Here is a 24,665-nt window from a genome sequence, read left to right on the forward strand (position 1 = left end):
GGGTCTACTTAAATTTACGGTGTCACAACGATTGTGCACATTTACCCTCTAAGGAATCGATCATGAGTAAAAAACTAACTACAGCAGCAGGTTGTCCTGTCGCTCATAACCAGAATGTTCAAACGGCGGGCAAACGTGGTCCACAACTTCTTCAAGACGTTTGGTTTTTGGAGAAATTGGCCCATTTTGATCGTGAAGTGATTCCAGAGCGTCGTATGCACGCGAAAGGCTCAGGTGCTTACGGCACATTTACCGTTACACACGACATCACAAAATACACCAAGGCAAAATTGTTCTCTGAAATAGGTAAAAAAACCGACTTGTTTGCACGTTTCACAACAGTTGCGGGTGAGCGCGGTGCTGCCGATGCTGAACGTGATATTCGTGGCTTTGCATTGAAGTTTTATACTGAAGAAGGCAACTGGGATATGGTGGGCAACAACACGCCAGTATTCTTCCTTCGTGATCCTCTTAAGTTCCCTGACTTAAACCACGCGGTGAAACGTGACCCACGCACCAACATGCGTAGCGCGAAAAACAACTGGGATTTCTGGACTTCTTTGCCGGAAGCTCTGCACCAAATTACTATCGTAATGAGTGACCGTGGTATCCCTGCGACTTACCGTCACATGCACGGCTTTGGTAGCCACACGTTCAGCTTCATCAACGCTGATAACGAACGTTTCTGGGTGAAATTCCACTTCAAATCTCAGCAAGGTATTAAGAACCTTTCTGATGCAGAAGCGGCACAAGTGATCGGTGATGATCGCGAAAGCCACCAACGTGATTTGCTAGACAGCATCGATAACCAAGATTTCCCGAAATGGACGTTGAAAGTACAAGTGATGCCAGAAGCGGATGCAGCGAAGGTTCCATACAACCCGTTCGATTTGACTAAGATCTGGCCTCATGCAGATTACCCGTTGATCGAAGTGGGCGAATTTGAGCTAAATCGTAACCCGCAAAACTTCTTCGCAGAAGTAGAGCAGTCAGCATTCAACCCAGCGAACGTAGTTCCAGGTATCAGCTTCTCGCCAGACAAGATGCTGCAAGGTCGTCTGTTTGCTTACGGTGATGCACAACGTTACCGTTTGGGTGTAAACCATCAGCACATTCCAGTGAATGCGCCTCGTTGCCCAGTACACAGCTACCACCGTGATGGCGCGATGCGTGTCGATGGTAACTTCGGTGGCACATTAGGTTATGAGCCAAACAACGAAGGTCAATGGGCTGAGCAACCAGATTTCGCTGAACCAGCACTGAACCTAGATGGCGCAGCAGCACACTGGGATCACCGCGAAGATGAAGATTACTTCTCGCAACCCGGTGACTTGTTCCGCCTAATGACACCAGAGAAGCAAGCGATTCTTTTTGATAACACTGCTCGCAACCTAGGCGGCGTGCCAAAAGAGATTCAATTGCGTCACCTAAGACACTGTTACAAAGCTGACCCTGCATACGGTGAAGGCATTGGTAAACTGCTTGAAATCGATGTGAGCGAATTTAAGTCGTAATCAATCATCTTGATTCGTTAATTGAAAGGCCGTTGAGTGAACTACTCGATGGCCTTTTTTGATCTCGCTGAATATCAAGCAACCCTAAGTCATTGAAAAATCTAACAATCCACATTAATAGTTTTTACCTATCGAATTGATAAATCTATCCCATTATCTTTGTAAGAGTGATGGGATTATTCTACGACTATCAGTTTATAAAGTAGAAGAGTTTGAGATGAATAAGAGCGCATTAATCGTTGAAGGTGGAGCAATGAGAGGTATTTTTGCTGCTGGAGTTTTAGACGCCTTCATGCAAGACGATTTCCGTCCTTATGATTTTGCCATCGGCGTATCTGCAGGTGTGTCGAATCTGGTTGGCTACTTATCTCATGCACCAAAACGCAGTTATGATGTGATCACCACGATGGCGACGGATAAAACTTTCTTTAATCCTGCTCGCTTTGCCAAAGGCGGTAACTTGGTAGATGTTAAATGGTTATGGAACGAATCCAATCAACGTTATCCGCTCGATTGTGGTGAGTTGTTTTCAAGTATCCCACTCATTGCTGCTGTCACAAATGTCGATACGGGCAGTGCAGACTACTACCATATTAAGCCAGAAAACCTTTCTAATGTTGTTGAAGCAACAACGGCTTTACCTATCGCTTACCGTGAAACTCCGTGTTTCTCTGGTGGCTGTTATACCGATGGCGGTGTAGCCGATTCGATTCCGGTTCGTGAAGCATATCGCCGTGGCGCACGCGATATTACCGTGATTCTGTCTCACCCATTGAGCTACCGAATGAAGCCTCAAAAGCACCAATGGATGCTGAAGAAACTATTAAAGAAATTCCCGAATATTGCTGAGTCGATGGCGGTACGTGCTGAAAACTACAACCAGTCTCTGGAGTTCATTCGTAACCCACCCAAAGATGCGACTATTAAAGTGATAGCGCCACCTGAAGCCTTCGCGGTTAAGCGTTTAACTATGGATCAAAGTACTCTTAATACAGGTTACGAGATGGGCGTCAAAGCCGGTGAAGAGCACCTTGCTATTAGAAAAGGCGTTTATGGTTTAGACACTGAAGATTGTCATTTCTGCGTCTAGGAACGGTTTTAGAATACTGAATAAACGACGAAGCCACGCTGTTCACTTCAGAATAGCGTGGCTTTGTATCTGTAGACCTAGTTTGTTTTTAACTCAGCCTGCTGTTAACTCAATCTGTTATTAAACGAGTTCGTTGCCGCTGGTGTTGCCAGCAAAGAAAGCATCAACACTGGTGAGTGTTGTGTTCGCGATATTGAACAGAGCATCTTTGGTTAAGAAAGCTTGGTGACCTGTGAACAGCACGTTGTGACAAGCAGATAGACGGCGGAACACATCATCGACAATCACGTCATTTGATTTGTCTTGGAAGAACAGCTCTTTCTCGTTGTCATACACATCAAGACCAAGTGCGCCAATCTTACTCTGTTTAAGCGCTTCGATAGCAGCTGTGGAATCCAGTAGTTCACCACGGCTGGTGTTGACAATCATCACGCCGTCTTTCATCTTCTCAAACGCAGTCGCATCTAATAGGTGGTAGTTCTCTTTACTCATTGGGCAGTGTAGAGAAATCACATCAGACTCTTGGTAAAGTTCGTCGAGTTCAACGTATTTAGCGCCTAACTCAACAGCTAACGGGTTTGGATATGGGTCATAGCATAGGATATTCATGCCTAAACCCTTCAGAATTCGCATCGTCGCTAGGCCAATCTTACCCGAGCCAATCATACCGACCGTTTTACCGTGGAAGTTAAAGCCAACTAACCCCTCAAGAGAGAAGTTCGCATCACGAGTGCGTTGGTATGCCTTGTGTAGTTTACGGTTCAAACACATCATCATGCCAACCGTGTGTTCTGCTACCGATTCTGGTGAGTAAGCCGGAACGCGAACCACTTGCAGACCAAACTCTTTGGCTGCGTCTAGGTCGACCTTGTCAAAGCCCGCACAGCGCATCGCGATTAACTTGGTGCCGCCTTGAGCAAGAATCTCTAACACGTCTCGCGATAGGTCATCGTTTACAAACGCACAAACCACTTCGTTGTCGTGCGCCATTTTTGCTGTTGTTGTGGTGAGTCGAAAATCGTGAAAATGAAACTCAGCGTTGAGTTCGCCTTTTGCCAGTTCGAATGATTTTTCGTCGTATGATTTTGAGCTAAAAAAAGCAATGTTGAGCATGGCTTCCTCTCTTACCTAAAATATAAATAACCCACTAATTCATTCTCTGAAACGGGATTAAAACAAGGGCATGTTGACCTTTCGCGGTTAAGTTTTGTTCGAGATAAAATCGTTTTAATCGCGACGAGAGGTTTGCCGCCTAGTCATTCTAAGCAAAACCCTCTCAACAAAGAGTAAAACGATTTTAGCCGAACCCTTCGGGCAGTGTTTGTGGTTCCTTTCTACAGCGTTATCGAATTCTCATGTAGGCGAGCTACACGTCGAATTCTCTGCCTTGTATAAATAACCCACAAACGGCTGCAAAAATCAGCTCGATAGGTCAACATGCCCTACAACTCTGTTCAGTGTGCTAGAGTTTTTTTCTCTTGTCTATCACCATTAGTCATTGTAATTGCTATGGTTATTTGATCTTTTGTCTTCACTTATTGAACATTAAAAATCACATTACGAGGTTGCTTGCTTATAAGTTCATCAATATTGAATGAATCTTACTTTCGGGTGTGGAACGTTGAATTTTCCAGTGTGACGGAATACGTAAATGACTCATATAAAACCTCTTCTCTAACTGTTCTTTGAAAGTTGTGCTTCTGTCTAACGAGTGGCGGTTGTTATTTACCAGTAGTTCTCACTGCTGAATTGACCGGGTTTTCTGCGTAAGTGCTTTTCGAAACCTAAGCTAGTTAGCGCTTCGCTTGTGTCACGAACCATTTGCGGATTGCCGCAAAGGTAGAAAAAACTGCGGGTTTGATTGAAAGCGACAGACGCGGCTTGCTCGAGGTCGCCTCCAAGTAACAAATTTGGGATTCGTCCGCGCAAAGTTCCGGTAACTGATTCTCTAGAAATAATTGGCACATATTTAAGTCTCTCTTGAAAGTGATTAACGAGTTGAGTGATACGATCTCGATAAGTCAGGTCTTGCTCTGTTCTTACAGCATGCACTAGAACCAGATTCTTGAATGAAGAGGCTTTGTCTGAAGCCAACTCATTTTGCTGTATCTGCATGCTCTCAAGTATTGAGATAAATGGGCCTACCGCGGTTCCGGTTGAAAGCATCCATAGATCGTCGGCGATCTCTGGGATCTCATCTAATGTCATAAAGCCACTTGGGTCTTTCCCGACAAAGATGTCATCACCAGCTTGCAATTCGTGAAGTTGAGGCGAGAGCTGACCGTTCTGATCCTTAATAATCAAAAACTCTAGATGCTGATGTCCTTGCTCATGCTCTGGTGCATTCACCATAGAATAAGCGCGTCTCACAAACTCACCTTCGTTATTGAGCAAGCCAAGCTTAGTAAACTGACCTGCCTGATAAGAAGAGACAGGTGCACTAACCTGGAGTGAGAACAATTGATCTGTCCATTCTGTTTTGTTTAGGACTTTGCCTGTAACTAAACCATGAGGAATATCTGTCATATCATCCACCTTTAAGAAGAGAAGTTATCTCATTAAGGATACTCAACTATTTACACTTTAGAGTTGCATGTACCACGCCAATAATGAGAATGCTTATCAATACTGATTGAAGGTTAATTATTGGGTCGAATGTTGTCAAAAAGACAATATACTATTTGAGTCCAAATGACTCGTGCATGTGTTTTTGGTTTCGTTTTAATAGACTTTAGCTGGTTGAACATCGTTAACATAGGTTGAGTGGTTTGACCCCTAGGATATTCAATCAATTACTGAAGAGAATAATTTATAGATGCGTATAATGGCGGCTTTCGTTCTCAATATAACTGTGTTTTATGCTTGATAATCTTCGTATGGCCTTGAACGTATTGTTCGTGACCATTAATACTGCATTCACCGCATTGGCTGTGAGCCTGTTTGCCCTAATCAAACTTATTTTGCCAATTTCTGTCGTTCAAAAATCATGCACTCGCTTAGCTAACTTCACATTCTGGTGTTGGGCTTCTCTTAATTTATGGATGTTGAACGCCAATAACGATATCGAATGGCAAGTGGAAGGGGGGGAAGATATTTCGACCAAGCAGTGGTATTTGATGATGTCTAACCACCTAAGCTGGGCAGATATTGTGATTTTGTCTTCAATCCTAAAAGACAAAATGCCGATGACGAAGTACTTCTTGAAACATGAATTGTTGTACGTACCATTTGTTGGCTTGGCCTGCTGGGGCTTAGATATGCCATTCATGAGACGCCACTCTCGTGAGTTCCTATTACGCAACCCAGAACGCCGTAATGATGATTTTAATGCAATCAATAAAGCGTGTACTAAGTTCAAATTAGCACCGACAACATTGGTTAATTTTGTTGAAGGGACTCGTGCAAACCACGAGAAACTGGCGTCAGCAAAGACCCCTTATCGCCACTTATTGAAGCCGAAAACTGGGGGCGTGGCATTTGCTTTATCTGCAATGGGCCCAATTTTGGATGGCATCGTGGATGTGACCTTAGCTTACCCTGAAAACCAAACCTCTCCGTTTGAAGATATGCTGAAGGGCAAAATGACTAAGGTCGTTGTGCGTATTAAATTGCATCCAATGGATGAGAACGTGAACGGTAATTACTTTGAAGATAAGGCTTTTAAACGTCGCTTCCACAATTGGTTGAACAGCACGTGGAAAGAGAAAGACGTCTACCTTGATACGGTTTATGGGGTTGATAAGCCTTCTGAGGTAGAGACAGTTGACGAGCCTGATGTGGCTTATAAGAAACAAGAACAGTAAGCTAAAACTGAATCGATAGCATTAATAAAGCCGATAGCTCATTGAACTATCGGCTTTTTTATTAATTTGACTTTCTTGATATTCAAACCATTAAGTTAGTACTTACTATGGCTTAACCGCCTGGTAAGCATCAATAATATGCTTTACTCGGCTAGGTTTGCCTTGCTTCTCTTGTCCTTGATGGATACGTAAGTAGTGCTGCAATGTTTTGGCTTTGTATTGCTGTGATACCTTCACTTGTTCATCACAACTTGGTGTCCAGATCTTGTCACCGACGTTTGATATCTCGCTAACGGTTTGGCTCTTTTCTGAATCACCGCGACTATTACTCACCAATAAAATCTCGTAGTAACGACGGTTCTCTTCAATCAACACTTCATCAATAAGACCAAAATGGATCGCCTTTAAATGGCTTCTCAACTCGAATTGCTGATGCACCGGACAAAGCAAGAAATCGATCGCTTTGTCTGGGTGTTGACGATGAATATCATCGACGAGCTTTTGAGTAAGATCGCCACCGACGCCCGCAATAATCACCAGGTGTTTGCCAGTATGTTTCTCAAGCGGGATAGCGGCGACATCCATACAGTAGACTTGCCATTGGCTAGTCACTTTCTGTTCTGCTATTGCACCTTGCGGAAAGTAACGCGTAAGTTTGCTTTCCAAATCGCTCATAAGAGACGGGACAATATCGACAAAGTGAAGCTGAGGTGCTTTGTTATCCGACAACAGTTGAACACCCAAGAAGCCGTGATCACAACAACAGTCCCAAATATGTTGGTAGTCATTGCTGACAAGGGAATGGAGAGTTTGCAGTCGGTTACTTAGCTTCATAAGGCTCGTGTCGTTAGAAAAGGGATGTTGTCTTATCGAAGGCGCATTGTAATGACTTTCTAGAAAAACAAAAGCACCTAGGGTGTGAATCCTAGGTGCTTTGTAGTGGCTACAGAAATGTAAGTATAGGTTTACGATGCTTTGGCAACGGCTCTGATATGGCCTTCCACTCGGTTCTTACCAAGTTGTTGCGCGATAAGTTTCGCTTGTTCCGCCAGCGCTAAAGCTGAGTCTGTTTCACCCTCTATTTGCGAGTATCCCACGCTAACCCCTAGCGATAAGGTGATATCTGGAGTGACGATGGTTTTCTCCGCGATTGCGACTCTGCACTGGTCTAGCTGGAATTTGGCATCTTTCACATCATTGGCTTTGAATAATACTGCGAACTCCTTTCCTCCAACACGAGCCAAGCAAAGTCCCTTTGGCTTGGGGAAGTAACTGCGTATCGATTCTGCAGTCAGCTTGATCATCTTGTCGCCCACCGCTTCACCGTAGGCTCGGTTTACGTGGTCGAAGTTATCGATATCAAGCAGAGCGACATAGGTATCGGGCTCGCTCACGTAGTTTTCGATGGCGATGCTGAAACTGCTCTTATTGTCTAACTGCGTCATCAGATCTTTGCTGCTCAATTGATGTTGAAGCAGTAAGTTAGACAAAGAGACTTCAGTGTAATCACGGATCATTCGTAGAATACTCTGGCTGATCGGTAAGTTTACGTTTACGTACAACACTGCGATCAACTGCTGACGAGAGTGCAAAGGAATACAGTAATGACGTTGGTGTATTTTGAGTTTACACGCCAGTGGATCGGCGTACTTACCACTTCGGTAAGCCATAGTGTCCGGTGTAAATCGCTCTGCAAGGGCTTTGTCACAATGTACCGTGGATTTGTTTCCGTGATAGTCGATGGTACTGAATGCGTGGTTCTCAAGCTGATAGAGACAGAATTGAATGCCTTTTTGGTAGGTGAAACTATCCAGTATGGATTTTAACTCTCGCTTAAAGCTTACAAGGTCATCGACTTTATTCAGTTGCGACAAGGACACGTTCAAACGATAAGCCAGATAGTTGGCACCAATCCACAATAGCAGGAGTGAGCCCAGTACTAAGCCCGTCAACGTAAATTGATGTGAGCTGGTTAAGATGTCATGGCGGTCAGTGCCCGCAATGAACACCCAATTTAAGCTGTTGTCTGCGTCAAATACCGATATTTTGAAGTTATCTTGATAGTAATATTCGTGCTTACCAACGGTTTCACCTTGTGAGAGTTGGTGGCTGATCCCTGCATGGAAGCTGATGGATTTAGAACCGATACGCTGTGGATCCGGGTGGAATACCAGTCGCTCTGTTGCTCTGTCTACAACAAATACATAGCCATTATTAAGCGTTTTTAAATCTCTTAAACCCTGCGTGGTGTGCAACAAGTCAAATTCAATCCATATTTCCTCGTTCAATCTTTCTACCGTGTGTTTTACCGCAAATACCCAACGCCCATCAGGCTTTTGATAAACGGAAGAAATGTAGAAATCCTCAACGACGTTGTCTATTGAATGCCATTGTATTACGGCGATTTGTTCGCTCGAAAGTGGAAGACCTCGAGTGGAAATATAATTTTGAGATTGCGGTTTGTATCGAACGATATCTGAGAAATTGGGTGTTCTTTTTAGGATATTATCACTGATTTCGCGAAATTTTTTGTCATCAAAGCTGGATGCCTTAGGTAAGCCTAAACTGGTCTCAAGAAAGTAAAGCTTGCCGAAAACGGCTTCGATATTTGAGCGAATAGTGGAACTAGCGATACGAATATTTGATGATGATTGGTTAGTTGCTGTAGTTTCAACTTTCTCTAGTTGAGCGATAGCTAAATAAAGCATTCCTCCGGTTAGTAAGAGTATGTATGGTTTGAAAAGCCGAATAAGTGTTTTAGGTAAAGCCATGATATCCAAGACGTTATAGATTCATTTTTATAGTACGGCAATACTAAACAGTTTCATCCATCACATCAATGCAAATGATTCCATATAAAAGAATGATTTATGTGATATTCAGCTAATAAAAAAACCAGCTATAAATATAACTGGCTTTTATGGTTTTTTGGCGTTTTATTAAGCTAGCTTAGCTTTTACTTCAATCAAATCAGTGTTATCTGGCGAGTAGTGCAAAATTGCCATCGAAGTCGGCGATAGCAGCATTTCACCTTCTGCATGACCTGGTTTTACATTTCGTAAGTTGGTATCACAAATGGTGACCCAGTTTTGGTCGCGATCAGTCGGTAACGAGAATCGAGCGGGTGCGTTGGTTTGGTTTATCAAATAAATCAATTCGTCACCGTCTTTGCCAATACCTAAGTGCAGCGCAACAGAGCTTAAACGATTCCAATCATCATGCTCCATGAGTGTGCCATCGACACGGCTCCAGAAGATGCGGTTCGAGTTGCGTTTTTCTCCGCTGAACGCCTTAATAAAAGGCACCATATATTGTTGACGTGCAGAGATCATTTCAGCTAACCAAGTCTTGAAATAAGTTTTTCGCTCAGAATCTTCCCAGTTAATCCAGCTAGTTACACTATCTTGACAGTAAGCGTTGTTGTTGCCTTTTTGAGTGTGAGATAACACATCAGCTGTCAGAATATGTGGAATGCCAAAGGCAAACAACAGACTCGCCATGAAGTTACGTTTCTGTTTTTCGCGTGTGGCAACAACCAATAGGTTTTCGGTTTCCCCTTCAACACCGTAGTTATCAGAGCGGTTATCACCGTGTCCATCTCGGTTGTTCTCGCCGTTATCTTCATTGTGCTTGTGTTTGTAAGAGACAAGATCTTGCATTGTGAAGCCGTCGTGATACGTGATGTAGTTTACGGTTAGTCTGTATGGCCAGTGTGCTGCGCTGTAGATATCGCGAGATCCCATTAAGCGCGTCGCAAACTCTTTTAGATAGCCTTGATCACCGCGCCAGAAGCTACGTGTGATATCACGCAGTTTGTCGTTACATTCATTCCAGCCTAGTGGAAAGTTACCTACTTGATAACCGTTAGGGCCAATATCCCACGGTTCTGCAATCAACTTAGTTTCTTTAAGTACAGGGTCTTGAGCTACGGCTTTAAAGAAAGCAGCCTCAGGGTTGTAGTTGTCACCTTCGCGCCCCAGTGTCGCTGCCAAGTCAAAACGGAAGCCGTCGACTTGGAATTCGCTTACCCAGTAACGAAGCGTATCCATGACTAGGTTGAGTGCTGGCTGGTGGGTAAGGTCGACGGTGTTTCCACAGCCAGTGAAGTTCGCGTAATGGCAACCATGTTTAATGTAGTAGCGGCTATCGAGTGCTTTTAGGTTGAAGGTGGTTCCGCCTTCCCCACCTTCTGCTGTGTGGTTGTACACCACGTCTAGAATGACTTCGATGCCATTGCGGTGCAGCTCACGAATTGCAGTTTTGAGTTCATTAACAGCGTCTTTTTCTGCGTAGCGAGGGTCTGGCACCATGAACAAATATGGGTTGTAACCCCAATAGTTCACTTTATCCATGTCCAAGAGATGAGGCTCATGCATACATGCGGCAATGGGCAAAAGCTGTAGAGAATTGATATTTTGCTGTTTGTAGAACGCAAGCATTTCAGGGCTCACTAACCCTAAGTAGCGTCCTTTAGTATTGGCAGCCACTTCTGGGTGCAGTTGAGATAGACCTTTTACATGCGTTTCAAAAAGAACGGTATCTTCGCGGCTAATGCGTGGCTTTTCTACATCTTGCCAATCGAAGGTGTCATCAACAACGACACATTTCGCCATAGCAAAGCTTTTTTCATTGGTATATGGCGTGACGTAATCGAGCGGTTCGCTTATTGCTTTGGCATACGGGTCTGAAAGCAGGATAGGGCCATTGTCCGTTTCGGCAATGAAGCCGTATTTTTGCCCCGCTTTAATACCATCAATAAAGACATATCTGATATCAGCGTATTCATTTTCCAATTTATAAGTGGTGAATTCGTCGTTCTCGTCAAAAAGAGCGAGTGAAAGAGATTTACAGTCAGGAGAATAAATAGAGAAGTTGCAGCCAGTGTTACCTAGCGTTGCGCCTAGCGGATAAGGGCGAGCGAGCGTTCTAGTCATTGCTTGATTTCTTGTTCGTTTATCGACATCAGTGAACTATAAGTAAAAAGCTTTGTCACAATAAGGTCAAGCAACTTCACAGATTAATTACGGTAAAAAAAATAATTCATCGATGAAGTTCAAATTATATATTTGAGCTAGATCTCACTTATGTTGAATAATTAGATCTGTGTGCTGTCTACTCCTCCTATATTAAGTGATCTACCTCTTTAAAACACCATTCTGTATATTTTCTACTCCCCTCTAGTCCCCCTTAATTAACTTAGGGGCGGAGGAAGTCAAACTTGTCATCCCCTCTTAATATTGACCCCGTTGAAACGAATCAGGGGAAACCCTAAACCTCTCTATCTTACGACTACCATTACTGCCTTTGGTTGCCGCAAGAGAGCAAAAATATAAAAACCTAAAATAAATCGTCCTTAATGGAGTTAAGAATGAAAAAAGTAAGTTTGATTGCTGCTGCAGTGGCAACTACATTAGCTGCTGGCTCTGCGTTCGCTGTAGATTTTAATGGCTACATGCGTGCTGGTACTGGTATTAGCGGAAATGATGGTGGTGACGTTTCATTCATGAAGAATGGTATTGGCCGTCTAGGTAATGAAAACGACAACTATTCTGAGTTTGGTCTGGCTGAAGAACTAAAAACTGGTGAGCAAACTTGGCGTTTAGAGTCAATGATTGCTTCTGGTGCTGATGGCGCAAATGGTTGGGAAGACGGTGACTTTAACGTTGCTCAGTTTGCTGTTAAAGCAACTGGCGTCTTATCTTTTGATGAAGAAGCGACACTTTGGGCTGGTAAAACATACTACCAACGTAAAGATATTCACATCACTGACTTCTACTTTCTAAATACATCAGGTACTGGTGGTGGTATTGAAAATATTTCAGTTGGTAATCAAAAACTTTCTCTAGCAATTATTCAAGATGGCGAAGATGAGAACGGTGCTGGTTACATGGCTGATGCTCGCCTAGCGAATATCGGTCTGTGGGAAGATGCTAGCTTAGAGCTTGGAGTTGTATACAACTTCGGTACTGAAAACAAGAATGGCAAATACGATGGCGATGACGGCCTACTTGCTACAGGTATCATCCACCAAGGTATGAGCAATGGCTTTAACCAAACGGTCGTTCAAGTAGGTACGGCTGGTTACGGTGTTCAAATGGCTAATTTGTGGGGCTCTGGTGCTTATTATGACCGCTCTGGAGACCAGGATGATGGTTTCGGTTACCGAATCCTTAACTGGGGTGTAATGAACCTTGGCGAGTCTTGGGAAATGGGTCACCAACTTGCCTACTTAGCTGGTTCTGATATCGGTGCTTCAAAGCAAGACATCAACCAATATTCTGTAGTTGTTCGTCCAATGTACAAGTGGAACAACACTATGCGTACTATTTTTGAAGCTGGCTACAATGCGGGTGAGCAGATTAATCAAGCTGGCACTGGTGTAGAAGATTTTGGTGGCGCTAAATTTACTGTTGCTCAAGCATGGGCAATGGGTGACAGCTTCTGGGCTCGTCCTGAAATCCGCGTATACGGTAGCTACCTGATGGATCTAGAAAACGATTCATTCGGTGAAGTTAAAGAAAATGGTGTTGTAAAGGCTAAAGGTGCTGACAACGATTTCGTTGTTGGTATCCAAGTTGAAGCTTGGTGGTAAGCCACTTAGCTTAAAATCCTAAACTGTCCTAATTCATAGCCGGCTTACGTCGGCTATTTTTTTAAGGAATGTACGATTAGTAAAAAGGTTTCCTAGGTTAATTATTTTCGTTATGGTAATTAACTAAGTAAATTTCTTAAAAAAATAAAAATAAGGAAGAACTATGTATTTTCGCGCTCTGATGTTGAGTGGTTGTGTTGCATTGGCTGGTTGCCAATCTGCGCAAGTAGTAGAGCAAGTGCAAGTTGCACAAGCTGAACAAGTTAACTCTATTGCTGGTCTTCAATTTGCTCCTATGAAGCTACCAAGTTCGGCAATTTTTGATGTGACACCAAATAGCCAAGTATTAAATTACCAAGGAATAAACAGCCCTGTAGTCGCGGTTGAACTGCCTGCAGATCGCGGTGAGTACTCGATTAATATCACCAGCATTATCGGCGACACAGCGTTTGTTCCAAATGCGGTCATCTATGACGAAAACGGTCGTGAGCTAGAGCGTTATGGTAAAGAGAGCTTCGAATACGCAAAACCAAGACTACACTTAGGAAACCGCCTCGTTGCTGAGAACGATTTTTACCCACCGACAACAGCAAAATCAGTTTATTTAGTTATCTATACAGATCAAGCTGATCTTGGTGGTTTTACTGATGTGATCCATCCTGCTCGCTTGGACGCGGAAGGCCGTGGTAATTATTTACCTGAAGTAAAAGATATCCCGATTCCAAATGCTAACGTTGGTAAGATAGAAGTTACAATCGATAAAGCGAGCTTCTTCTCAATTGGTTCATCAAACAGTGAATCTAATGCTAAACCTGCTGTTGCTAAAATCGATACTATTCAACCTGAAACGCAAACCTACTATCACAATGCGATTCAAACAGCTGTAACTGAAGACAATATTCCTAAAGCTCTTAGCTTATTAGATGAAGCAAAAGCCCTTGGTATTGAAGGTGCACAAGAAGCCTTTGTGCGAGCCGTCAACGCCAAGTAATATAGATAAAGGGTTCCTTTAAAAGTGCAATGCTTGTAAGTTAAGCATCGGTTAGCATCTTCTAAGGAACCCTATCGAATACCGCTTTAATGTATATGCTTTTTATTGGTTCATCGCGGCTTTCCGGGGAAAGCCGCTTTTATCTTCAAGAATTTGCAATGTTCAGCAACTTTCTCGCCTAAAGGGACTTCTGTATTTTCGCATTTTGATACGTGACCAGTAGTCGTTTCCCCTGCTTTATCCGTTTCCATATATTGATCAACATTACCGTTGCTTTCAAGTGTTTGCAGTGCCTGTTTGTGCGCGGCATTTTCAGCTTGTATTTGTTGCGTTGTTGCAGTGCTAGGAGTATGTGCCAGGGCGCGAGCAGCGTCGGTAGATTCTACAAGATCAGTGGTATTAGCCAAAGCCATCCCGCCCATCAATGCTGTGGTCACGATGCCCATTTGGATGGTTTTGATGATATGTTTACGGTTCATGGAAGTTTTCCTAATCAAAATTTAACGACACCGCAAACAACTGCGGTGTTTTGCTGTTGATAGAATATTACATCGAGAATTGAATGTATTTTAATCGTAATTGTAGGGCGTAACCCTTCAAAAAAGGCTGCCAGGATTAATTCTGTTCACTTAAGGGAGAGCGGCATTCCTACTATGATATATCGTTAAGATCTGGTTTTAACGGTTCTAAGGAATATCCTTTCCCTTTAGTTCTAAGTTTTCAGCCATGTAATCGAATGTAGGGGCTATAAAGTATGGTTGGAAATGCCCCGAATTTTAATGGGCGATGCAGTTGTTTATTATTTGCTTAAATCTGCTGGGTTCAATAGTTGTAAAAAAGGGAGACTGACGTCTCCCAAAGGCTAGCTTTCGCTGGTTTTATTATCTTTTTATTAGAATTCCAAGCTTTAAGACTTAGTTCTTGGTTACTGAAACAACTGGGCCATCTACGTCGTCATCCAGCTCGTGAATCGCATTCAGAGTGAATGTATAGCTACCAGCTTCTGTTACGCTTAGTTGGCAGTTACCATCAGTACCTAGGTCGATTGATCCATCAGCAAGTTCAACGGAATCACAACCAAAGTTAGGTGATACCCAATCAGCATCAGCAAACTTGAAGCCATAGTTACCCGCTTCCAAGTTGCCTGTCACAGAATAAACACCATTAGCGACAAAGCTCATTGCCCAATCATCCGTTGCGCCCCATCCATTCATGTCACCTTTAACGTAGACGGTTGTTTGGCCGTATGGCGGAATGCTCGATACATCCTTGCCTGAGTTATCAACCGGCAAACCAGCACCTTGTGCATCGCCTTGAGCTTGTACAAATACAGCGGTGGTTAGTGCAGGGACTGTGAAGGTTTCAGCGGCGAAGCTTGCACCTTTTACAATGTCATCTTCAGAGCTCTGTTGAACGGTGTGAAGTGTAAAGCCCGTTGCTCCCGTGATCTTGAACGATTGAGATTTACTCGTTGAGTTTATAACAACCACAATCGCATCAGCGGTAGTATCTAGGTCTTTGCCCGTGGAGATTCCGTCATCAATTGACATCACGATCAGGCCTTCGATTTGATCTTTGCCCACATTGCGGAAGTCGACACGCTTCATGACTTCTTCTGCTGTGTCTAAGCGGAACAGTTCACTTGAGCTGCGGATTTTTAACAGCTCTAGGAATTGCTGCTTGGTTAGGTCAATGTCCTCTTTTGCAGGCTTGGCTGTGCTGTCGGCAATGATGGTTTTGATGAGTTCCCAGTTGGCACCATCTTTGTCTTCACGAGGTAAGCCAACATTCCAGTTATTGCCAGTACCATCAAACATCACACGGTTGTACCAATCGCCAGAGTCGTAAGAATCGCGCTGCATAGACTTAGAACGAAGTAGTTCAGAACCCATATGGATGAATGGTATGCCTTGGCCTAACATCACGGTAGAAAGCGATACCGACTGCATGCGAGCACGCTCTGCAGAACTAGTACCTGCAGCGATCTTGTAAGCGTTGTTGTCCCAAAGCGTTTGGTTATCGTGTTTTGAAACGTAAGAGATGTTCTCTGAAGGCATTTTGGTGTAACCAGCGGGCGCACCGTTGTAGTCAACGTTTTTGCCCAGTTTGGTATCGCCTTTGTAATCAATCAACACATATTCTGCGAGGTTACCTGCCATCCCTAAACGAACAAGGTCTTGGTTGTGTAAACGACCATTGATCGAATCTTGATCAACTTTGGTTTCTTCGTTGGCAATCGCTGCGTTACCAAAGCCTTGGTTAAAGCGAAGTGGGTGACTACCTTCTGAGTCGACACCACCATCAAATGGGCTACCGCCACGTACGGCGTCACGCAGACGGTCCGAGAAGGTACCGATCTCAGTGCCTGCCATGTTGATTTGGTTCGCTTGATCGAAGCGTGCATTATCGGCTACCTCGCCGAAATCCCAACCCTCACCGTAGAACAGAGTATTCGGGTCGATTTTGCGCACTTCTTCCAATGCTTCTACCATCACGTCTTTTGGCTGGTGGCCCATTAAGTCAAAACGGAAACCATCCACTTTATAGTCGTCAGCCCATACCTTAAGAGAGTCGACCATCAATTTACCCATCATTAGGTTTTCAGTCGCAGTGTTGTCACAACAGGTTGAGTTCTCGACGCCACCAGTGTTTACATTAAGACGGTGGTAGTACCCAGGGACAATCTTATCCAGTACCGACTTATCGTTCACGCCAGATGCGTTGGTGTGGTTGTATACCACGTCCATGATCAGCTTAAGATCCATGTCGTGCGTGGCTTTCACCATTTGACGGAACTCTAGGATACGCTTAGAACCATTTGGATCTGTCGCATAACTTCCCTCTGGAACCGTGTAGTGGAATGGGTCGTAGCCCCAGTTGAAGCTGTCCAGCATGCGTAGGTCATTCATCAACGCTTGTGCATCGCCTGTTGAAGGATCATAACCATCGAGTACATCTTTGATGACTTTATTTTCGTCTTCGTTTCCACACAAGGAGGCAGCAGGTTTTACATCACACAGTTTGCCAACGGTGTCGGTGATATCGACACGGCTCGCTTCATTTTCATCAACGGTAGCGATATCGAATGCCGGTAAGATATGTAGCGTAGTTAAGCCTGCATCTTGCAGAGCTTGTAGGTGCTTGACCGACTCACGATCTGCTTCTGTGAGAGCGAGGTATTTTCCGTTTAGGTTCGCTGTGCCTGCCTTATCGCTGAAGCTAAAATCACGAAGGTGTGATTCGTAAAGTACGTGGTTTGTGTCTTGAACCGTTTTTTCTGTGTCGCGCTTATAGTTACTCCAGCCTTCTGGTTTCAGTGTTGAATCATTAAGGTCAATGACTTGAGAGTATGCAGAGTTCTTCGATAAGCTGAGTGAGTAAGGGTCGGTTACTAGGCGAGTTTCAATGTTGCCTGTGGTTGGGTGGTAAACCTTCACTTGGTAGCGATAGTAACTGTTGACAGCGTTAGGTACCGCGTCAGTCGCCCAGATACCCGTCTCAGTGCTTTCTGTCATTGGAAAAACTTGTGAGCTTTTCAGGTCTTCGCTGTAAAGAACTAGCTCTACATCTTGCGCTGTTGGTGCCCAAAGCTTGAAGGTAGCCGCACTGCCTTCAACAATCGCGCCTAGTTCTTCAGCCATTGCATTGCCAGCATCTTCGCTAGCAAATACCGCATCAAGCACACCAGGTTTTTGAACCTCAGTTGAAGAGATAACATCGCCATTGGCATTGTAGGCAACAAAAATTATCTGAGATTTTAAGATAGTGCGAAGTGTGCTGTCGTCAACATCGATAGCCAGGGCTGGTAAGCTTGCAAGGTGGCGGAAACGCTCTTTCAATTCAGAGGACAGCTCCCCGTCTTTGCTTAGTTCAATTGCAGTTCCGCCGACAATTTCTTTGTCGGCGTTCATCGTGATACTGTTATCTAATGCATAGAAGAGTTTTACAGAATCGGCATTACTAGCTGCTTCCCAAGCGATGGTGGTTGCATCTAACCAATGTGCTTTTTGGCCATCAATATTGACTGGTCTTTCTGAGATTGGGTCGTAGTACAACTCGCTGCTGCCATGGAAACCAAATACGCCTTGTGAATCGCCAAGCTTAGTTAACTCGACTTTTGAGTTCGCACTGCCAAATGCTTTCTCATCACCATTGTGCAAGATGAAGTTCATGCATTTGTGTGGGTCAGAGGCATCTGGGTCAACTTTCAACACATAATAGGCACCGTAAGTATCGCTGATACCATCATATTCGTAAGGGCTGTTCCAGTCGGTTCCGGTTTCACTTAATCCCATGCCGACTAAATCTGTGCTGGTACAGCCTTCACCATTCCAAAGGTGCAGCCCCCAACCGTCGTAAGTTGAGCCAGATGAGCTGGCAGCGGCAACATCGCGTTTGTAGTAAATAACGACTTCGTTTTCAGCTGCAGGGTATAAACCACTGTTGCCAGGGGCTGTACCGTTGTCGCTATCATTATCACTACCACAACCCGCGATCAAAGTAGCGGTGAAGAGCGGTAACATTGCTTTGGCCAATGTAGAGCGTTTGAAGCTCTTCTTTTTGGTATTGTTGAAGGTATTTCGTAGAGAGATAATTTTATTAATATTTATGTTGTTCACGTTTTGATATCCATATTTCACTTTTTATGAAGATGAATATCCTAGCTTTAACCAAGGTCAACTATTTGTGATGGCAATGTATAAAGTTATTTTAAATTCGTAAATATAGGAAACCTAGTGTCAATATCACGCTTTGTATTTGGTTATTGTTAAATTAATTGGATCAATGACTCATTTGCATAATATCAATAATGTAAGGCGTAGAGGCTAGGCGTAGTTAATAAGGATGAGAGCTCATCCTTATTATTGTGAGTAATATATCGAATTGAGAGAGTGTTAATTTAATGTGGAAATTAAGTTATTTATCAATTAGCTAAAAGCGAGCTGTTCGGTAATTTATATTGATAGGTATATCATCCATTTAAGGATAACACCCAAGCCAAAGACGCCAGCGGTTTCAATTCAATATTAAAACTGCCAACACTGTTCTCAATGTCGAGCACTTGTTGCGCTATGCCTTCAATATATTCATTGAGTATGTAACGACCATCAACTAATTTGAGTTTTTGGATTACATCACTTGGAATCTTTAAGTGAATATTTTCAGTGGTATGTTGGCTGAAATTAGCTGCAACAATGGTTAGCTCTTGGTGGTCAGAGCGCAGAAATGCGTAGACTGAATCACTTAAGTTACAGCACTGGTGTAAGTCTTGGTAATCACCTGTTATCGATGAGTGCTCTAGCGAAAAGTTCATTACCTTTTGATAGAAGTGACGCAGCTGCTTTTCGTTTTCGTCTAATAGCCCGCCATCGAATGCGCCGTGGTTCATCCACTTTTGGTGTTGTGGGACTCCGATGTAGTCAAATATGGAAGTTCGTGAGGGCTGTCCAAAGCCTGCATTCTCCGCACCGGGTTCGCCGACTTCTTGCCCAAAGTAGATCATGGTTGGAGAGCTGCTCAATAGAGCGCTAACTAGCATCGCAGGCTTTGCGATATGTGGATTGCCTACAAACTCTGGTGAGGCGATTCGTTGCTCGTCATGGTTATCCAAAAAATGCAGCATATGATGTTCAATGTCGTGCATTTGATGTTGGATTTCAGGGATGATTGCCGTTGAAGCCTTGCCTTGCATGATGGCTTTGAGGCCGTCGTACAGATCTACCTTGTCATAGAGGTAGTCCATCTTGCCTAAGTGAATGTATTAACGGTACAAGTCCGGCTGATACACCTCTGCCATCAGAAAGGCATCGTGGTTTTTCATCTTTATTGATGAGTTGAGGTAGCTCCAAAACTCAACTGGCACCATTTCAGCCATGTCGTAGCGAAACCCATCAACACCTTTATTCAACCAAAACAAGACGATATCTCGGAATTTAGCCCAAGAGTTAGGCACATAAACAGATTCCCAGAAACGGAAATGATCCATGTAATTGCGTTGAGCATAGTCACTCGGTAGTTCAGGGAAGTCTTTTGAACCGTCTGGTCGCATGCCATAATTGATTTTCACCGTTTCATACCAATCATCGAAACTAGGCTTGGCTAAACGTGAGCCGTTACCTGTCCATTTGGCGGGCGTCTCTATAAACGGGGAGTTTAGGTTGGGATGCTGTTCACCACCTAGCGGCGTAAAGGCGGGCTCTATGTCTGGCAATTCAAAGGTGCTGTTGGGAATGTAGTAGAAGTTATTGTCTTTGTGGTATTCCAGCGTTGTGTCATCTTGAGCGCCGAAGTCACTGACACCTTCTGGGTTGTTTAAGCCTTTATAATGACGCGCAACGTGATTCGGTACGATATCGATAATCACTTTTAAACCATTGTCGTGACTTCTTTTGATTAGTGCCTCGAACTCCTCTAGTCGGCATTCAGGGTTGTCTGCGAGATCTGGGTTTACGGAATAGTAGTCTTTGACGGCATATGGTGATCCCGCACGGCCTTTTACCACGCTAGGGTGATCGTCTGAAATACCAAGGTGCTTGTAGTCATTGATGAGCGCATGATGTGGTACTCCGGTATACCAAATATGAGTCATACCGAGTTTGCGGATTTCAGACAGCGCTTTGTCGGTAAAATCACTGAACTTACCGACGCCATTTTGCTCGATTGTGCCCCATGGAACATGTTGGGTGTTTTTATTGCCAAATAAACGCGTAAAAACTTGGTAGATGGCGTACTTTTGGTTGTACATATTTATAATTCCTTTAACTTCCATCATGTTATGTAGGGATGAAAGGGCTTGTTTATTCTTTGCAGGCTAACCGAATTACAATATGCCTTACTCATCCTTATCAAAATCTACAGGGCGTAATTGCTACAGTATGTGAGCTGTTGCTCAAAAGGAGTCATGTTGTCTTCATCTATTCAAATCGTTATCACTTATTTGGTTCTGGTGGCGGTGTCTGTGTTGTTTGCGGAAAGTTCTAAAGCGCTGTTGGTGTGGTATTTGGTTATCGGTTTCGTGACGTTTTTTGTGTACGCGAAGGACAAGCGAGCAGCGATCAATGGCAATTGGCGTGTGCCAGAGAAAACTCTGCATATTTTTTCTGTTGCTGGTGGCTGGCTAGGGGCGTTGATTGCTCAAGATAAGCTGCGTCATAAAACGCAGAAGCAGCCGTTCAGAGCCATATATTGGGTGACAGTGGCAGTGAATGTTGCGGCGTTTGTGTGGACGTTAACGCCGAGCGGGCAGACGATGTTTGGTCGTTGGCTTAGTGAACTTGTGGGTTATTTATAAAGAGAATAACGGTTAGCACAGGAGTACCAACCGTTAAAATACAGAAGTTATTCGACTAGAGCATCGGAATGGTCGATGCTAGAAGCAAGCCTGCCATACCGTAGTTGAAGCTTTTGATACGGACTGGTGTTGTTAACCAGTGTTGCAGTTGTTTACCTGCCGCTGTCCAGAATGTCACGGATGGTAAGTTGGCGAGCGTGAAGATACCTGCGATGATCGCAAGCTCCCACCATGAACTGCCGCTGCTATAGACTGAAATTGCCGTCAGCGCCATCGACCAACCTTTCGGGTTCACCCACTGAAAACTTGCCGCGCCGATGAAGGTCATTGGCTTATAAGCCTCGGTGCTTTTGGCTTTGCCGCTCAATGCTATCTTAATTGCAAGGTACACGAGGTAAGCAAGGCTTAGGTATTTCAAGATTTGGTGAGTAACCGGATAAGCGTTGAAAATGCCCATTAAACCGAAGCCAACTAGCAGCAACATGGCTGCAAACCCTAGAGCAATGCCAAGCATGTGCGGAATAGTACGGGCAAAGCCAACATTTGCTCCTGATGTCATGAGCATGATGTTATTTGGACCTGGTGTGAAGGTCGAGACGAACGCAAACAAGGCAAGTGCGCTAAGTTGTTCTAAAGGCATTATGGTTCTCCAGCAAAAAATGAACGAAGTGACTGACCGGTCATGACTTTCACGTGTTGAGAAACATAGTAGGTGGAAAGTGAGGCAATTATGTGCTTTTATTTCCTCTATTATCACTTAATGCACAATAATAAGTACTTATGGATAGATTTGACGAAAGGATATTGCAAGAGCTTAAATTGGACGGCAGAATCTCCAACATTGAGCTTTCAGAACGGATTGGCTTGTCGGCTTCTGCGACCTTAAGGCGCGTCCAGGATCTTGAGCGTAAAGGTATCATTCAAGGTTACCGTGCGGTTCTGGATAATGGGCTGATGGGGGTAGGTTTTATTGCTTATGTTTCGATTGGTTTATCAAGCCACAGCAAAGCGGCTCAGCTGGAGTTTGAACAGCACGTCAGTATGGAAAAAGAGGTGGTGGAGTGTCACAATATTACCGGTGCCAACGAGTACTTGCTAAGGGTAGAAACCAAAGACCTACCGGGCTATAAGAAGTTTCATGCCGATGTGCTTGGGGAATGTGCTCAGGTGAAATCTATTACGACTATGGTTGTGATGGACACCCCTAAAGACGAACGCTAGTCGAGTTTTATTTCAGGAGAGGCGCAGTGCCAAATACCAATCAGTTGTTATTGTTCTTAGATGTGGTTCAACAAGGGTCGTTTACCAAAGCGGCAACCTTACATGATATGGACAACTCATCACTCTCTAAACAGATCAAAAAGCTCGAGCAAGATTTAGGTGTTCAGCTGCTGAACCGCTCTACACGCTCGTTTTCGTTGACGTCGGCAGGGGAAGATATTCTCGCACAAACCTATGTACTGAAAGACACCATCAATCAGATTCAAGGCATTGCAGATTCATACCAGTCAGAGCCAAAAGGCGTGCTACGAATTACTTCACCGATCTATTTTGGGCAGCAATATCTGCAACCTATCATCACTCAGTTCATGAGAAAGTACCCAGATGTTCAGATCGTACTTTCACTAGACGATAAGATCGCCAATATCATTGCAGGGCAGTTTGATATCGCGTTTCGCTTCAGTAAGCTTGTTGAATCGAATTTGATTGCGAAGAAGATTGCCGACAGTAATTTCATGTTGGTCGCGTCAAACGATTTTGTGAAGCAGCACGGTGAACCGAAAACGCCACAAGATCTACTCGCTCTACCTGCGGTGATTTATACCAATGGTGATATGACGGTCGACCATCTGCGCATTAGTGAAGAGCCGGGAGGTAATACCTTCCAGAGCCTAACGATTCGTGGCAACTATAAGGTGAGTGATGTTCGTACTATGGTGTCTTGTGTGAAAGATGGTCTAGGTTATGGCTTGCTTGATCAATCAAACCTGTATGCCTCAATGAAAGAACTTGGCTTGGTCACTTTACTGCCGGATTATCCGATCTCTACGATTGATACCGCAATCTACGCTGTGTATCCGCACCGTAAACAGACCAAACTGGTCAAAGAGTTCATTACCACGGTTCAAGACTATATCGGCTCTCCAACCATTTGGGAGAAGATGCAGCAAGGTTAGCTGGATCTCTAATCGTTCAAACATAAAAAAGGAGCCAGAACGTCGAACGCTCTGGCTCCTTTTTATTCTTCCAGCTATAACTGATTTACAATGTAAAGCTTAGCTATAGCTGACGTGAACGGCTCTTGTGCACTAATGCCTATCAATGCTCATGAATCACTTCTTTACCACTTGGGTAGGCTTTGGAACCCAGCACATCACCGTCGACTTCTTTACCATAATAACCTTGGTGGTTGTGGTAACGCTTAGCATTACCTGCAACATCACCCTTGTATCGTGGGTCTTGTGGGCGTTCATGACTGTTCACAAATGCGGCTACATCCCATGCATCCTGAATTGAAAGTTGCTGGCTCTTCCCTAGCGGCATGTTTTCATAGATGAAATAGGCAGCGGTGTTCACCCGGTGCATACCCGCGCCCCAGTTATACGCGTTTTCGCCCCACAATGGTGGAAAGTATGAACGTCCGTCAGCCCCTTTAATACCTTCACCATTTTGACCATGACAGGTTTGGCAGTTGGTTTGGTAAACCTTTTCACCACGCGCTATCGATGGCTCTTGTTCAGGATTATCAATCTTAGGATAGCCACGCCCTGCCAACTTACTGCGGCCATCGATTGGGTATTTGCTTAACAGCTCTTCAGGGAGAGGGAAGCTTTCCGCTTTACCACCGACTTGTAAGTCGGCATCGCTAATCTCAGGAACGGGTGTATCTTGCATGCCGTTCTTGTCTAAGATGCCGCCCATCGCCAGCCAGTATGAATACGCCGTCAGTGCGACCATCTCTTTTGAACCCTCAGCCGGTGGCAGACCATTCATTGAGTAGGTGAAGCAACCTTGGATACGTTCTGCGTAGCTGTTTACCTTGTCATTCTTAGAACGGTACGCAGGGTAGGCCATGTACGCACCCCAAAGAGGGGCAGCGTTAGGCTTCATGCCCGCTTGCATGTGGCAGTTGACACAGTTTTGTTCATTGCCGACGAACGTACCACGCATCTGTTGTGAATCGACAAACAGGGAATAGCCCAGTTTTACTTTGTCACCAAATTCCCCATCAGGAATATCTACCAAGTCGCGTGGCACCAGATATTTATTATCTTGTGGTTTTTCAACGGCGGGCAGTTCGGTTTGGCGATCGGGCAACTCACCTTCGGCATAAGCGATTCCAGAGGCAAGGGTTGCGGTAATTAGAAGTAATGTTTTCATGCG

Annotated in this window: 17 protein-coding genes and 1 pseudogene; 8 read left to right on the plus strand and 10 right to left on the minus strand. The window is 44.2% G+C overall.

The genetic code is table 11. The features are described from left to right. The first annotated feature begins 62 nt into the window (after window positions 1-62). Together A6D97_RS02580 and A6D97_RS02585 are read left to right on the plus strand one after the other, a co-directional pair. A complete protein-coding gene (locus A6D97_RS02580; protein ID WP_017066332.1) occupies window positions 63-1,514 on the plus strand; it encodes a catalase in 1,452 nt (483 codons plus the stop codon). 217 nt (window positions 1,515-1,731) lie between these two features. After that, window positions 1,732-2,604 carry a patatin family protein gene (locus A6D97_RS02585; protein ID WP_065583767.1) on the plus strand — a complete coding sequence of 291 codons (873 nt, stop codon included), beginning with the start codon at window positions 1,732-1,734 and terminating at the stop codon, window positions 2,602-2,604. Window positions 2,605-2,724: 120 nt separating this feature from the next. Here the strand turns inward: A6D97_RS02585 and A6D97_RS02590 are convergent, their stop codons facing one another. After that, window positions 2,725-3,717: a 2-hydroxyacid dehydrogenase gene (locus A6D97_RS02590; protein WP_065583768.1), complete on the minus strand. Its 993-nt coding sequence runs from the start codon at window positions 3,715-3,717 to the stop codon at window positions 2,725-2,727. Window positions 3,718-4,329: 612 nt separating this feature from the next. Then, window positions 4,330-5,130, minus strand: coding sequence for a ferredoxin--NADP reductase (locus tag A6D97_RS02595; protein ID WP_065583769.1), 801 nt, complete (start codon window positions 5,128-5,130; stop codon window positions 4,330-4,332). Window positions 5,131-5,462: 332 nt separating this feature from the next. On the opposite strand from A6D97_RS02595, the gene A6D97_RS02600 reads away from it, so the two are divergent. Further along, window positions 5,463-6,407 (plus strand): acyltransferase, encoded by a 945-nt coding sequence (locus A6D97_RS02600; protein WP_017063993.1) that lies wholly within the window; start codon window positions 5,463-5,465, stop codon window positions 6,405-6,407. A 105-nt stretch (window positions 6,408-6,512) separates the two neighbouring features. On the opposite strand, the gene A6D97_RS02605 is transcribed toward A6D97_RS02600, so the two are convergent. The 3 genes from A6D97_RS02605 to glgX all read right to left on the minus strand — a co-directional run bounded on the left by A6D97_RS02605 (window position 6,513) and on the right by glgX (window position 11,341). After that, window positions 6,513-7,241: a tRNA (adenine(22)-N(1))-methyltransferase TrmK gene (locus A6D97_RS02605; protein ID WP_065583770.1), complete on the minus strand. Its 729-nt coding sequence runs from the start codon at window positions 7,239-7,241 to the stop codon at window positions 6,513-6,515. Between the two features lie 131 nt (window positions 7,242-7,372). Beyond that, window positions 7,373-9,115 carry a diguanylate cyclase gene (locus A6D97_RS02610; protein WP_065583771.1) on the minus strand — a complete coding sequence of 581 codons (1,743 nt, stop codon included), beginning with the start codon at window positions 9,113-9,115 and terminating at the stop codon, window positions 7,373-7,375. 231 nt (window positions 9,116-9,346) lie between these two features. Beyond that, a complete protein-coding gene (glgX, locus tag A6D97_RS02615; RefSeq protein WP_065583772.1) occupies window positions 9,347-11,341 on the minus strand; it encodes a glycogen debranching protein GlgX in 1,995 nt (664 codons plus the stop codon). A gap of 434 nt (window positions 11,342-11,775) precedes the next feature. On the opposite strand from glgX, the gene lamB reads away from it, so the two are divergent. Together lamB and A6D97_RS02625 are read left to right on the plus strand one after the other, a co-directional pair. After that, window positions 11,776-12,999: a maltoporin LamB gene (gene lamB, locus A6D97_RS02620; RefSeq protein WP_065583773.1), complete on the plus strand. Its 1,224-nt coding sequence runs from the start codon at window positions 11,776-11,778 to the stop codon at window positions 12,997-12,999. A 163-nt stretch (window positions 13,000-13,162) separates the two neighbouring features. After that, window positions 13,163-13,990 carry a MalM family protein gene (locus A6D97_RS02625; protein ID WP_065583774.1) on the plus strand — a complete coding sequence of 276 codons (828 nt, stop codon included), beginning with the start codon at window positions 13,163-13,165 and terminating at the stop codon, window positions 13,988-13,990. A 110-nt stretch (window positions 13,991-14,100) separates the two neighbouring features. Here the strand turns inward: A6D97_RS02625 and A6D97_RS02630 are convergent, their stop codons facing one another. The 3 genes and pseudogenes from A6D97_RS02630 to A6D97_RS02640 form a co-directional block, all read right to left on the minus strand. Next, window positions 14,101-14,469 (minus strand): hypothetical protein, encoded by a 369-nt coding sequence (locus A6D97_RS02630; RefSeq protein ID WP_065583775.1) that lies wholly within the window; start codon window positions 14,467-14,469, stop codon window positions 14,101-14,103. Window positions 14,470-14,904: 435 nt separating this feature from the next. After that, window positions 14,905-18,609 (minus strand): pullulanase-type alpha-1,6-glucosidase, encoded by a 3,705-nt coding sequence (gene pulA / locus A6D97_RS02635; RefSeq protein ID WP_065583776.1) that lies wholly within the window; start codon window positions 18,607-18,609, stop codon window positions 14,905-14,907. 353 nt (window positions 18,610-18,962) lie between these two features. Then, window positions 18,963-20,735 (minus strand): annotated as a pseudogene (locus tag A6D97_RS02640) (alpha-amylase family glycosyl hydrolase). 156 nt (window positions 20,736-20,891) lie between these two features. Here A6D97_RS02640 and A6D97_RS02645 point away from each other — a divergent pair. After that, a complete protein-coding gene (locus tag A6D97_RS02645; protein ID WP_017064222.1) occupies window positions 20,892-21,281 on the plus strand; it encodes a DUF1294 domain-containing protein in 390 nt (129 codons plus the stop codon). A gap of 55 nt (window positions 21,282-21,336) precedes the next feature. Here the strand turns inward: A6D97_RS02645 and A6D97_RS02650 are convergent, their stop codons facing one another. Then, window positions 21,337-21,921: a LysE family translocator gene (locus A6D97_RS02650; protein ID WP_017058847.1), complete on the minus strand. Its 585-nt coding sequence runs from the start codon at window positions 21,919-21,921 to the stop codon at window positions 21,337-21,339. A gap of 140 nt (window positions 21,922-22,061) precedes the next feature. Here A6D97_RS02650 and A6D97_RS02655 point away from each other — a divergent pair, with 140 nt between their 5' ends. Both A6D97_RS02655 and A6D97_RS02660 read left to right on the plus strand, forming a co-directional pair. Then, window positions 22,062-22,502, plus strand: coding sequence for an Lrp/AsnC family transcriptional regulator (locus tag A6D97_RS02655; protein WP_065583777.1), 441 nt, complete (start codon window positions 22,062-22,064; stop codon window positions 22,500-22,502). Between the two features lie 26 nt (window positions 22,503-22,528). Next, the gene (locus A6D97_RS02660; RefSeq protein WP_065583778.1) at window positions 22,529-23,458 is read left to right on the plus strand and encodes a LysR family transcriptional regulator; all 930 of its coding nucleotides are present in this window, start codon (window positions 22,529-22,531) and stop codon (window positions 23,456-23,458) included. Between the two features lie 142 nt (window positions 23,459-23,600). Here A6D97_RS02660 and A6D97_RS02665 read toward each other — a convergent pair whose 3' ends face one another. Further along, a complete protein-coding gene (locus tag A6D97_RS02665; protein ID WP_065583779.1) occupies window positions 23,601-24,662 on the minus strand; it encodes a c-type cytochrome in 1,062 nt (353 codons plus the stop codon). Window positions 24,663-24,665: the final 3 nt, after the last annotated feature.

Origin of the sequence: Vibrio sp. ZF57 (genome assembly GCF_001691235.1) — a bacterium.
GTDB lineage: Bacteria > Pseudomonadota > Gammaproteobacteria > Enterobacterales > Vibrionaceae > Vibrio > Vibrio crassostreae_C.

What these genes read in the sequence shown, in the direction of transcription:
- A6D97_RS02580 (WP_017066332.1), top strand. Translation starts at nt 63, where the DNA reads ATGAGTAAAAAACTAACTACAGCAGCAGGTTGTCCTGTCGCTCATAAC.
- A6D97_RS02585 (WP_065583767.1), top strand. Translation starts at nt 1,732, where the DNA reads ATGAATAAGAGCGCATTAATCGTTGAAGGTGGAGCAATGAGAGGTATT.
- A6D97_RS02590 (WP_065583768.1), bottom strand. Translation starts at nt 3,717, where the DNA reads ATGCTCAACATTGCTTTTTTTAGCTCAAAATCATACGACGAAAAATCA.
- A6D97_RS02595 (WP_065583769.1), bottom strand. Translation starts at nt 5,130, where the DNA reads ATGACAGATATTCCTCATGGTTTAGTTACAGGCAAAGTCCTAAACAAA.
- A6D97_RS02600 (WP_017063993.1), top strand. Translation starts at nt 5,463, where the DNA reads ATGCTTGATAATCTTCGTATGGCCTTGAACGTATTGTTCGTGACCATT.
- A6D97_RS02605 (WP_065583770.1), bottom strand. Translation starts at nt 7,241, where the DNA reads ATGAAGCTAAGTAACCGACTGCAAACTCTCCATTCCCTTGTCAGCAAT.
- A6D97_RS02610 (WP_065583771.1), bottom strand. Translation starts at nt 9,115, where the DNA reads ATGCTTTATTTAGCTATCGCTCAACTAGAGAAAGTTGAAACTACAGCA.
- glgX (WP_065583772.1), bottom strand. Translation starts at nt 11,341, where the DNA reads ATGACTAGAACGCTCGCTCGCCCTTATCCGCTAGGCGCAACGCTAGGT.
- lamB (WP_065583773.1), top strand. Translation starts at nt 11,776, where the DNA reads ATGAAAAAAGTAAGTTTGATTGCTGCTGCAGTGGCAACTACATTAGCT.
- A6D97_RS02625 (WP_065583774.1), top strand. Translation starts at nt 13,163, where the DNA reads ATGTATTTTCGCGCTCTGATGTTGAGTGGTTGTGTTGCATTGGCTGGT.
- A6D97_RS02630 (WP_065583775.1), bottom strand. Translation starts at nt 14,469, where the DNA reads ATGAACCGTAAACATATCATCAAAACCATCCAAATGGGCATCGTGACC.
- A6D97_RS02645 (WP_017064222.1), top strand. Translation starts at nt 20,892, where the DNA reads ATGTTGTCTTCATCTATTCAAATCGTTATCACTTATTTGGTTCTGGTG.
- A6D97_RS02650 (WP_017058847.1), bottom strand. Translation starts at nt 21,921, where the DNA reads ATGCCTTTAGAACAACTTAGCGCACTTGCCTTGTTTGCGTTCGTCTCG.
- A6D97_RS02655 (WP_065583777.1), top strand. Translation starts at nt 22,062, where the DNA reads ATGGATAGATTTGACGAAAGGATATTGCAAGAGCTTAAATTGGACGGC.
- A6D97_RS02665 (WP_065583779.1), bottom strand. Translation starts at nt 24,662, where the DNA reads ATGAAAACATTACTTCTAATTACCGCAACCCTTGCCTCTGGAATCGCT.